Source organism: Rhodopirellula sp. UBA1907 (assembly GCF_002337565.1).
Taxonomy (GTDB): Bacteria; Planctomycetota; Planctomycetia; order Pirellulales; family Pirellulaceae; genus Rhodopirellula; species Rhodopirellula europaea.
Genome location: NZ_DDGH01000034.1, coordinates 41,500 through 52,673, shown reverse-complemented (window position 1 = coordinate 52,673; position 11,174 = coordinate 41,500). Strand labels below are relative to the sequence as shown.

At 55.2% G+C, this 11,174-nt stretch carries 12 protein-coding genes; 11 read left to right on the top strand and 1 reads right to left on the bottom strand.

The annotated features are described in order from the left end of the window. Positions 1-172: 172 nt before the first annotated feature. The 6 genes from B2R17_RS07840 (at position 173) to B2R17_RS07815 (ending at position 7,288) form a co-directional block, all read left to right on the top strand. Complete coding sequence (locus B2R17_RS07840) at positions 173-2,902, top strand: primase-helicase zinc-binding domain-containing protein (RefSeq protein WP_286763533.1); 2,730 nt, start codon at positions 173-175, stop codon at positions 2,900-2,902. A gap of 414 nt (positions 2,903-3,316) precedes the next feature. Further along, on the top strand, positions 3,317-3,484 hold the full coding sequence (locus tag B2R17_RS07835) for an HTH domain-containing protein (RefSeq protein ID WP_286763532.1): 168 nt from the start codon (positions 3,317-3,319) through the stop codon (positions 3,482-3,484). A 4-nt stretch (positions 3,485-3,488) separates the two neighbouring features. Next, entirely contained in the window at positions 3,489-3,803 is a 315-nt protein-coding gene (locus B2R17_RS07830) for a hypothetical protein (protein ID WP_286763531.1), read from the top strand. Continuing rightward, on the top strand, positions 3,793-4,770 hold the full coding sequence (locus B2R17_RS07825) for a hypothetical protein (RefSeq protein WP_286763530.1): 978 nt from the start codon (positions 3,793-3,795) through the stop codon (positions 4,768-4,770). The genes B2R17_RS07830 and B2R17_RS07825 overlap by 11 nt, the downstream gene beginning before the upstream one ends. A gap of 47 nt (positions 4,771-4,817) precedes the next feature. After that, positions 4,818-5,129: a hypothetical protein gene (locus tag B2R17_RS07820; RefSeq protein ID WP_286763529.1), complete on the top strand. Its 312-nt coding sequence runs from the start codon at positions 4,818-4,820 to the stop codon at positions 5,127-5,129. After that, positions 5,126-7,288: a hypothetical protein gene (locus tag B2R17_RS07815; protein ID WP_286763528.1), complete on the top strand. Its 2,163-nt coding sequence runs from the start codon at positions 5,126-5,128 to the stop codon at positions 7,286-7,288. The genes B2R17_RS07820 and B2R17_RS07815 overlap by 4 nt, the downstream gene beginning before the upstream one ends. A gap of 23 nt (positions 7,289-7,311) precedes the next feature. Here the strand turns inward: B2R17_RS07815 and B2R17_RS07810 are convergent, their stop codons facing one another. Next, positions 7,312-8,085: a DUF4282 domain-containing protein gene (locus B2R17_RS07810; protein WP_286763527.1), complete on the bottom strand. Its 774-nt coding sequence runs from the start codon at positions 8,083-8,085 to the stop codon at positions 7,312-7,314. A gap of 780 nt (positions 8,086-8,865) precedes the next feature. On the opposite strand from B2R17_RS07810, the gene B2R17_RS07805 reads away from it, so the two are divergent. The 5 genes from B2R17_RS07805 to B2R17_RS07785 all read left to right on the top strand — a co-directional run bounded on the left by B2R17_RS07805 (position 8,866) and on the right by B2R17_RS07785 (position 11,154). After that, positions 8,866-9,159 (top strand): hypothetical protein, encoded by a 294-nt coding sequence (locus B2R17_RS07805; RefSeq protein ID WP_286763526.1) that lies wholly within the window; start codon positions 8,866-8,868, stop codon positions 9,157-9,159. After that, on the top strand, positions 9,156-9,680 hold the full coding sequence (locus B2R17_RS07800) for a hypothetical protein (RefSeq protein WP_286763525.1): 525 nt from the start codon (positions 9,156-9,158) through the stop codon (positions 9,678-9,680). Before B2R17_RS07805 ends, B2R17_RS07800 begins: the two co-directional genes overlap by 4 nt. 124 nt (positions 9,681-9,804) lie before the next feature. Continuing rightward, positions 9,805-10,128, top strand: a complete 324-nt coding sequence (locus tag B2R17_RS07795; RefSeq protein WP_286763524.1) for a hypothetical protein — start codon at positions 9,805-9,807, stop codon at positions 10,126-10,128. Positions 10,129-10,232: 104 nt separating this feature from the next. Next, the gene (locus tag B2R17_RS07790; protein WP_286763523.1) at positions 10,233-10,532 is read left to right on the top strand and encodes a hypothetical protein; all 300 of its coding nucleotides are present in this window, start codon (positions 10,233-10,235) and stop codon (positions 10,530-10,532) included. Between the two features lie 70 nt (positions 10,533-10,602). After that, positions 10,603-11,154, top strand: a complete 552-nt coding sequence (locus tag B2R17_RS07785; RefSeq protein WP_286763522.1) for a helix-turn-helix domain-containing protein — start codon at positions 10,603-10,605, stop codon at positions 11,152-11,154. Positions 11,155-11,174: the final 20 nt, after the last annotated feature.

The following is an 11,174-nucleotide window of genomic DNA, read 5'->3' as shown; positions in this document are numbered from 1 at the left end:
TAGGAGTCTGCCCGCCGCTTCCATGGGATCGGGACCAACGAGCGTTGTCTCGCATCTTTCAAGCGATGGCAAAATCCGAAGCTGCTGCACTATGGCGAGGGGCACGGTGATGGCGCGATCGACCGAAATACAGGAAATCATCGATGGAGGTTCCCGGCTTGGCTGGCCGACAGTGCTCCAGCAAGTGCCAGGAATCCCGGACGACTTTTTGGATGAGCAATCGCATGGGCCATGCCCGAAATGCGGTGGTACTGACCGTTGGCGGTTCACAAATCTGAACGGCGAAGGCGGAGCGATCTGCAATCAGTGCGGCAAGTTCGGCGACGGGATTGAGGTAACAAAGTGGTTTCTGGGCTGTTCGTTTGCTGAGGCAAAGTCACTGCTCGCCGAAGCCTTGGGTATCGCCACTGAACAGAGGACAACGACAAAAGCGAATGCGACAGATCCTCTGAACAGAATCGAGTTTCTTGGATGGGCGGACGCTACGGCTCGGATGTTCTGTCACCGGAAACCGGGCATCACCCCTGGCGGCATGGTCGCATGCGGGACGGATTGCGTTCGGTATTCCTACCGGAGCGACACCTATGTTTGCTTTGGGATTCGTGTTCTCGGCGAAGCCTTCGACACTGAAAACCCCGTTGGCTTTTGGATCATCGATTCAACGGCAGGCAAGTTACCGGCCAAGGCGAAGGACGGTGTCCGATTCGAGAAGCACAAGTTGACCTTCGGTTCGCGGCAGGGCATCGCGGCGACGGCTGCTCTGATCGATGCGATTCAGAACAAACGCGACCTTGCAAAAGAAACGATCTACAAAGTCGAGGGGTTTCCCGACTTGATGGCGATTGCGAGCCAACGCGAAAGCGTCCTGGCCTTCACTGATTCGAACGGGACCGATGCAACGCCGCCCCAGTGGTTCATTGACCGACTGGCTTCTATGAAACCTGGAAGTGTCTTTGTCGTCCCCGACGCTGACAAACCCGGTCAGAAGGGTGCCGTGAAGTACGCCAATCAGTTTGCGAAGAAATGCAGCGATGTTCGGATCGTTCCGCTTCCCTATGAGATTGCTGAAAGCCGCGGGAAGGATCTTCGGGACTACTTCGTTGACGGCCATTCGCTCGATGATCTGATTGCACTCGCCTGGAAGGCAGAACGACATGAGCCACCGCAAACCGGCGACACCGGTACCGATGGACGGATGATGGTCGAGTGGTCCGACAACGAGCAAACCATCATCGAAAAGACGTTGCCGGCCTTGAAGTCGATCGACAATCTTTTCCAGCGTGGCGGTCAAATCGTCGAGACTGTCACGGGTCCGCATCCGATCGCAAAGCACACCCGCACGGTTCGGGTTGAACCAATCTCATTGGCAAAGCTGCGTGCACTGGTGAGCGGCCGCGTTGCCTACTACCGCGACAGCGACCGCGGCGAAGTTCCCGTTCGAATTACCAACACGATCGCAAGTCAGATCCACACCTGGCGGCAGTACCCCGACGTTCGTGAACTGTACTCCGTTTGCGAATTCCCGTTCCTGCGACCAGATGGGACGATCTGCCAGGAAAACGGATACGACGAAGCAACCGCAACGTTTCTTGAAACGAATTTGAACGTCAGCGTCAAAGATGCTCCATCACACAAGGATGCGAGCGACGCCCGAGACCGCTTGCTTTCGCTGGTTCGCGAATTTGAGTTCCATCACGGCGATGACGGCAATAGTTCGAGCATTTCGGCTTGGCTTGCTGGACTGCTGACGCTCTTCGCGAGGCCAGCCATTCGCGGATGCGTTCCGCTGTTCATCTTCGAGGCATCGATTCAGGGCGCCGGGAAAACTCGACTGGTGGACGTCATCACGTCGATCGCGTTCGGTCGGACGATCCCGCGGAACAGTTGGCCAACCAGAGAAGAGGAAGTGGCCAAATCACTGACCGCGATCGCGATGAGCGGTGTCCCAGCGGTTTTGTTCGACAACGTGAAAACGCTTCTCGGCGGTCCTTCCCTGGAAGCCTACACAACCAGCGAAACATGGAAGTCGCGAATTCTCGGCGAATCGAGGGAGACATCAGAACTTCCGATTCGGCAAACGCTCTTCGCGACCGGAAACAACTGCTCGTTCACTTTGGACATTGCCCGCCGAAGCTGCTTTGTTCGATTGGAACCAAATCACGAGGATCCTTCATCGCGGTCGTTTGAAATCCCTGATCTTCTTCGACACGTTGAAAAGAATCGCGATCAACTTGCCAGCGACGTGTTGACGATTCTTCGCGGCTACTGGCAATCCGGCATGGATTCTGAGATGCCGGCGTGGGGCGGTTTCGAAGATTGGTCAAACCTAGTTCGCGGTGCTTTGATCTGGCTGGGCATGCCTGATCCATACGACGGAACAAAGGCCGCAAAGAGCGAGGCAAACTCTCATGACCTACTGCCGGATCTTATCGCAGCTCTTGATGAATGCGGGATGGGCGATGGCGAGCAACTGTCATCGAGAGAGCTGATTTCTCGCTCGCAGGAATCGCAAGACGGAATTTTCCTGTACCCGTCACTCAGAGACGTTTTGGATTCCGGGTGCCACGGCCGAAAGCTGAACTCAAAACTTGTCGGCCAATTCCTGAAACGATTCGAAGGAAGAATTTACGAAGGCAAGAAAATTTCTTCCGCGGTGAACACAGCGAAAAAAATCAAAATTTGGTTCGTGAAAGAAATTCATCGCTCTGCCCCGAATTCTTCCTACGGGGTTTGCGTGCATAACGGGGTTCCCCCGGTGCCCTCGTATGGAGAGTCAAAAAGTAAGAGTAACGATACTTTTCACTTTGAGAGGAATATAGAGAGCCCGCAGGGAAACCCGAACAACCCTGCAAACCCCGTAGCCGAGGATCCGCAGACATTCGGGGATGAATTCGAATGCTGAAAGAATTTTCGAGCAACGAATTTCGCCCGGTCGAATTTTTGCGTTCACAAGGAATCGTCATTGAATCCCCGGGGCCGAACCGGCTTTCATTGAAAAGCGATCGATCAAAGGTCAGCGATACCGCACGCCGAATCGCGATCCGGTGGAAGTCTGACATTCTGACGGAGATCCGCGGCTGCCGGCCACACAACCGTGAAGAAAACATGGTCATCAGCGGCGACGTTGCGACATGCCGTGAATGTGGGCGTTTCATCGGCAGAGTTCGAGCGGACCGAAACGTTTCCCGGCAAACCAACCAAAACGCCGGTGGGGAGCGAAATCATGTCGCGACATAAACCGACAACAACCAGATTTTCGCAAGAACAGAAAAACAGGTTTGCTGGTGGCCGTCGCCGCTATCACGCCCAGATGCGAATGTTGCGATCGCTACGCCGCGTTGAAGTCGCTCGGTTGATGAGTGAATCGGCAATTCACGTTCGTGGCTGGCAATCAAAGATCGCTGCCGATCTGAACGTTCATCGATCGACCATCACACGAGACATCGCGGCCATTCGTGAAATCGCCAACAGAGAGCGAGCGTAGAAAAATGACCCAACGCAAGAAATCAAAAACTGAAATTCCTGGTTCAGAAATTCCTGAAAACGAAATTCACGTTCCGCCTGCCGAACCGCCCCGCACCCTGGCAGAGATCAGAGCCTATCGCGACTCACTACCGGACAGCCTGAAACGCAAGCGACCACCTGGACCACTCGCACCGTGCAACGTCTCGGAATACCTCAGAAGCACCGAGCGAATGAGAGACGCCGAGCCACCGCTTTCAACGCCAAACCGAAAACCGATTTTGAAGCCACTTCCATTTTTGAAACCCGTTGACGAAGGACATGATTCCGATGACGAATGAACTCACCACGATCGATCCGGAAACGATCAAGCGACAATTCGAACAAGCCGTAGCCCGCCGCGAAGCCGAAGAACGCCGCCTCGCCGACGAAGAAAAACAGCTTCACGCAATGACGGCCCAGATCGAGCAGCGGAAGCGAAATATCCAATCCGCTCGACAATCAAAGCTGGACGCGGAAGCGACCGAACGCGAACTGCGAATGAAGTCCTTGCAGGCCGAAGCGATGCAACCGACGACGCAGCCGATCACACGTGAGACCGCACAACTCATCGGCCAACGTCTTCTGGACGCCTTCGCCACGTATGGCGGGCAACAGGCCGAAATCGATTTTGATCGCAGCGAGGACCACCGAACCGACCGCACTGCGACGGCGGAAACAGCGGCCCAAAGATTCTGGCGAGAAATCGAGGAATCAGAACGACGGATGCTGACGACCGACGTTGACGACGACGCGGCTGATCTGACATTGGCAATCGATGGTCTTTTGCTGGCCTGCTTCCGCTGGTTGGACTGTGCCGGATCGAAGGCACCAACCCGAGACTTGAAATCGGACAACGCTCTTCTTGGAGCCGCACCTCCCGATTCACGGCACGTTGAACGCTTCCGTGCTTCTCTCGAATCGGTAATGAACGGAGAGCAACCCAACTGGAACCCTCAATCAGTGGCGACGCTGATCCGCTCCGGCGAAGGATCATCCTTCGAAATGCTCTGCCGTCATCTTCTGCTGGTTGGTCCCGATGGTGCCGCTTCGCTGGACGCACTTGCGAACGTCATCGACATCGCAGAGCCACCGCAACCGACATTCATCCATCTGCTGTTTTCGTTCGGGTGCCGGACTCCCGAGCGAGCGTTTGAAATTCGTCAGTCGAAGATCGACTACCGCCTTCGCTTGCGAGCCGATCGCATCGAACGCGACCACATGCTTGATGACCGGGGCATGCCCGCGAACGTCTCACACCAGTATTGATTCCTTCCCATCACCACCGAACCGCCAACGACGAAACGAGTCCACCAATGAGAAACATCACGAAACAGATCGCCGAACTGATCGACAATGAAATCGGCGGAGAATTTACAGCCGATCGAATTATCGAAATCTACGATGCTGGGGAACTGGCAGCGTTTCTTCGAGGTGGCGAATCATTGGCGGTCACGGTGGATGGTGGAACCGAGATCATCATCGAAGCAGTGCCGACCGAAAAGCTTCAACGCTACTCCAACGCACCGCTTCGAGACGGCGCCCTGGCAATCAACACCGGCCAAGAGCTTCGCATCCGAAGCTTTCCGCGGTCGCAAGCATCCGACGTTATGGGAGCCGCACAGTGAGCACCGTCATCTACAACGGCGTCATCTTGCGTGACGTTGAAACGCTGAGTTTCGATCAACAAATCGTCTACGACGAGTCAAACACCGACACGCTGTTCAGTGTCTTTAAGATCCGAGTCGCCAGCACGATCGTGTCGGTTCATCAAATCCTGCAACCGTACGAGCCTCGACGTGACTTCGGGATTCAAACGCCCATTGGATACACGGCAGCACAGAAAGCCCATGACATCCACGCTCGTTTGAGCGAGCCGCGGAAAGACTTCTGGTTCCTGACTGAATCGAACCCAACTAGCGAGAAAACCAACTCGCCAACGGTCATCGATCAACCGCTTTTGATCGCATCAGGCCAGGCCTACGACGAAGAGATTAAAACCAGGACGGTCAACAGCGAGCTCGTTGAATACGTCGAACGAACGCCGCGAACGATCCAGCCGAATCCGCTCGATCCGAACCATACCAGCGACTATTCAACCACCGAATACGGACCGTTCAACACACCGTTTCCGGCTGAAAACGTTCTCGACTGCAAGAACGGGCCGAGGCCGTTAAACGTTTCGGTGAAGAAGATCATCGGTGGCCGTTCACTCAGCGTCGAGTTTGAAATCGAAATCACCCGGCGATTGTGCAAGGAAGATTACGAAGACATCAAGCCAGTCGTCGTTGGTGGTCTCGATAATCCGAATTCAGCCGTGCTTTCGAACCGCTGGCACCTGGAAGAATCCAAAGATGAAAACTGGATCACGACGCGAACGATGCAGGGAACGCTGCGAGTTATCAATAGCCAATTCTGGCCGCACGCAATGCGATACCTCTGCATTCCGCCGTTGCTGAAAGGCTACAAGCGAGCTCGCCAGTCGTTTGTCAGCGATCCGACCGATACGGTTCTGAAATACCGAGTCGAAGACGTGCAGGCTCACGCGGCACCGCCATACCCTGCGATCAAATGGAGCGGCCATCACGCCGAAACCGCAACTGGCAATGGAGGCACGATCAAGCACGGAGAATTCCACATCCGATTGCAAGGACCGCCAGGCGTAGATAAGCAACAGTTGATAGCAGCGGCCGGCAAAGTCGCGGTTGACCGAATCCAAGGACTTGGCAACGAGTTCGACGAGTCGGGGAACCAGCTTTACGACACAATGCTTCAAGATGCTTCGGTGGTCGATGTTCTCAACGAACCAATCATCGAGATGCGAGTGCGAGCCAAATATAACGATGACAGCTACAAAGCCTTGGCGTTGCGAATCAAGAAGATGGGGGCACCGCTGACCGGACTGGATCCGGATGGCCAAGATTCCGGCGACGATCCGTACATCATCGATGGCTATCAGCCAGACGTGTGGCCAGTGCCATTGGCCTTTGACAGCGAAACGCCCGCGGGCATTTTCAATTGCTATTTGCAGCACCCGTGCAGCGTTTGGCACGGAATGCCCGGTGGAATCACGCCATCGTCAACTGGCGAAGAAGAGGAAGAAGAATCCGACGACGAAGCGACTTTTCCAGACGCGGATGCGTTGAAGTACCTCAACAAGAATCCCGGCTATCTCGAATCAGGGAAAGCCGACGGGCTCGATCGACCAACGCCCGGTTATGAATACCAGGTCCAACATGAACTGCCGGAAGACAATTCATCGTATTCAGCGAATTCCGATCTCTACGATTTCCCGTACACGTACATCGAGATTGAACAGCGTTATCGAATCAATAACGGTTGGTCGCAACTTCCGCTTGCAAAGAATCAGGAAGGCACCCGATCAGCGTCTTTGATTCGCTTGCACGATCCGGTTGCGATGCGTGTTCTCACACTGACCGCCAGCCGGAACGGTAAACAACCGTTGTTGCCGTCGCTCAAAGAAGAACAGCTTGATCCGAACGGCATTCGCGAAGTGCTCGCCGATGCTGAAATCAAGAGCAAGGCACCGAAGCTTTGTCCCGACGGACGCGGCCGTGAGTATTCGACCCAAGTGGTCTACACCTACCTGATGGAGAGAGCACCAACGACCGCCGAGAAGTTGCGAGGCACAAGCTCACCGCTGGATCTGTTCTCGCCGGATCAGCACGCGATCGACCTGACAAACGACGTCGACGCAGCAGGTCACGTTCAGTGGCAATTCGGAACGACCGTCACTTATCCGATCCCTCCAGCTCCAAGCGTTTGATTGATGGGGAGATTCGCCAATTTTCAGAAGCGGGTGTTTCTTTGGAATTCATTCGCCATTTTGCGGATATCTCCAGTGTCTTCGGCAATTCGAAAGAAGAGAATCACTGCTTCGCAGATCACCCGAACCGATAGCAACGGGAACACAAACAGGCTCAAGAAAAGTACGGCGACACTCATCACCGAACCGAGCAGTTCAGTAACGCTGAATGAGTCACTGGACGATTCGAAACTGTCTGGTGAATCAATCTCAAAGCCACCGTATGGAGTTTGGGGGCGAGGTGATACGGGGTCCGATCCGAAGACAGCTTTCATGCCTGTCGCCGCACCATCGGCGAGTAGCCCCATGCAAAAAAGTGCAGCCAACAGAAACATGATCGCGACGAACAACGCGTAGAGTCCGCGAACGATCCAGGGTGTTACGAAATAGCGAAAGCGAAAATCAAAGAATGCAAGTAGAGCCGAAACCAAATCCTCTGGCACCGGGGAGCGTCGCGAACGCGTGGTTCGAGATTGCTCAACAACAATTGACGACTCCGCCGCCGTTTCAACCTGCGAATCGACTGGAATTTGGGGTGCGACCGGTGGCTTCGATGCTTCGAAAGCCTCCATCGCTTCTCTTATTTGCTTCACGCGTGTCGCCAAGATCCACTGGCCGCGAGTGTGACGCGGATTCATCACCTCAGTGTCTTCCGCGAAGTTGCCGCGGCGAGCAGCGTCAATCAAAGCAACCAGCGTGAAAGGCCCGTGTTCGACCTTATCGTGGTGCCGGACCATCCAGCTATCAATCGTTTCCATTAGTCAATTTTCCGTGACGCGTTTGAGTGATTGCGGCGCACGTTAATTAAGCCGCCCGCCACCCGCCATCTCTTTTTCGCATGCTCGCCCCATAGCTTTCAATATTGGAAGGACCAGTTTTGCTCGACCCACTGCCAAACGAAATCGAAGCCGGCGAGAGAGACTTCACTCTGGCAGGCGAAGACAGCCAAAAGCTCTGCGTGATGGAAGCTCTCGCACTCATTCTCCAGCATGGTTGGAGCCTTCGCAGGGCTTGCGAATTGACCGGCGCGGATCCATCGGCAGTGAAGCCGAAGATTCACGCACCGAGACCGCTAGCACCAATTCCAACGCCAGAACAGATCGCGGAACAGTGCAGAGAGTTTCGAAGGATTCACAACCGGTCGCGACTCGCTGGAAACCCGCCGCCGCGTGAACCCAAGATTCGCGAGTACTGCGCGGTCGGCGGATTAGAGGGGGAGCCAGCCGAATTCATATAGGTTCAAACACGAAAGCGCTGTTGACTCGCTGAATCAGTGGGCCGATGATTCCACCTTCTCATTGGCTGCTGAACGCGACTGAAAAACGCTTTCGGCTTGACTGGCGATTCGTTTCATATCACCAGCGACAAAACCAACTTCACAACATTTCTACCGAGAACATCAAAGCCAGCCGATCGGCGAACGTAAGCGAGCAATGATCCTGCATCGGCAGGGGAGCGAGCCCGTTCGTCGTGGTGTTGTGACCACGTTTTTCAGCCGGTCGGCTGGCTTTGATGCGTGACCCACCAAGGGAACAACTATGTCGATTTTTCCAACCACTAGTGCATCCGCCGCGGCCATCGACTTGGACCTGGACCGCGACGAAGAAACGGCGATCAAAACACTTTTGGAATCCGCAAAAGCCGGGGGCACCGATCAAGCTACCGAAGCCGACAAACGGGCCCGGCAGTTTGCGCTTGGCATCTTGACCGCTTGCGAGTCGTTGAGTGACGAAGAAGACACGGAGGAAACGGTTTATCAGGGTGAATTGTTGTTGCGTTCACTGGCAGGCAATCCCGCTGCCGTCGCCGACGTTCGGGAGGGTATCGCATGAGAAAGCCCTTCTACCGAAAGGCTCGCGGTTCTTGGTATTACAATGCCAGACAGCCGAACGGACGCTATCGGCAGGTCGAGCTTTCGAAGGATCGCGACGAAGCGTTCACCATCTGGCGGAAATTCTATCAGTCAGCCGAAGCCGCTGAACGCGAAGAACGGCACCGGGGCATCGACGACATCGTGGTGCGGAAAGCGAAAACGCCGGAGCGACCAAAAGCGTCCATGCCGGCGAAGCGAAAGCCGGAGAACGTTCGCGGCCGCGGTTGTTCATTCGAACGGATTTTGCTTCTCTGCGAACTACTGGCACCGCTTCGAAACGGAGCGACCGCCGAAGAACTGACCGATGACGCTGCCGATTGCTTGGGACGGTCCTACCACGAGCGAACGATTCGGCGTGACTTGGAGTTTCTTCACGAGCGAGGCATTTTGGAAACGAGCGATCATCGCCGATATCGGTGGAATGGTTTGAATCCGCGATCAGTGATTCTCGAACGCATGGCCGTTGCAGTGGCGGGATAGCCGTTGGAACCGGCTAGAATTCGTGTCGGTTCGGGTACAATTGCCCGAGCCGACTTCTCTCGCAACCGCAACGAGACACCCGCCGTGGTTCTCGTTTCCCGTCTCTTCGATGGTTTGTTTTTCGATGACGCCTGAAATCTGCCGCGACTATTTGAGGATCGTCGATGCGGTTCCTTCGAGCGTTCCGTTCCATGTCATCGAGCTGACAAGTTGCATTCTCATCGCTGATAGTCGCGATGAAGCCACCACGATCATCATGGAAGCCGTTGCCAGCCAGTATGGTGAAGTGATCGTCACCGAGTCGATACCGTCGGCACACAGCGACCGTGCAAGCATACTCGGCTGTTTGGTCAAACCATCCGGCGACATCGAAGACGCTGTTGATTCATTGCGAGCCGCCTACGCCATCGCGACCAGCGAAGCGACCGGCGACGAAGGCCCTATCTAAAAAAATGCGAAATAAACCTTAAAGGTGCATTGCACCCTAAAGGTGTATATGTAGAATAGCCGATGTTGATTGAGTGTTCACCACCTTCCCATCGGAGCTTCGCCATGCGAAACGAAATCCCTCGCCCTCGTGTTTACGTTTACCGCAACGGTCGCGAACTTGTTGACCATCCCGCAAACGGTCGTGCGGTCGCCGGGTTCGGTTCGCCCACCGGCACCATCGGCAAAGCGATCTGCTTTGATTCGCTGACCGTCATCGACGGGCACAATCGCCGGTTTGAGCAAAGCGACTTTGGCGGCCCGGTGTCCCTGAAAGTTTGGTCGCACGGCACGAAGCCTCTTTGGTTCGGTCTCGCCGATGCCAAAACGGTCGCTCTGCTGAATGCCCAATCGGTGAAGGCGTAGTAGCCGATCAACCTTCCGCCCCGGTTCATCGCCGGGGCTTTTTCATTCACCGACCAACGGAAACACAACGATGGCCAAGAAAGCAACCAGTCAGTCAAGCAAACCCGCACCGGGAAAGCGGATCGATCGAGAAGCCTACGGACTCGATCTGCCGGACGTCTTGGAACAGATTCGTCCTCTCCTGGCTGGCATGACTCACGCTGAAATCGCCGAACGGGCTGGAATGTCCAAAGGGAACGTTTCGAACGTCTTGAACGGATCGAAGGAACCGTCATTGAACCATCTGGCCGCACTTGCGAAAGCAGCGGATCACGGAATCAGCGTAAACCTCGTTCCGAGTTACGGTCAGGTGATGGCGGAATTCCGGTTTCGTCAGTTCCTGCGTTCAGTGTGCGTGCATGCAGCTCGCAATTCGGGACTGCACGCCAAAGACTCGGTTGATGAACCCACCGCGACCCTGGCAGTCGGAACGGTCGTCAGCGGCTACCTGAAAGCCAATCCCGACGACAAGCCCCACCGCGACGAATTGAAAGCGATCGCGAAAGTGAAAAGCAACGTCGAGGCGGGTGAAGGAAAGATCACGGTCGTGAAGCGGTTGTGGGATTCGAAGACGGCAGAGTGAGCGAGCCCTACCAGTTCGAA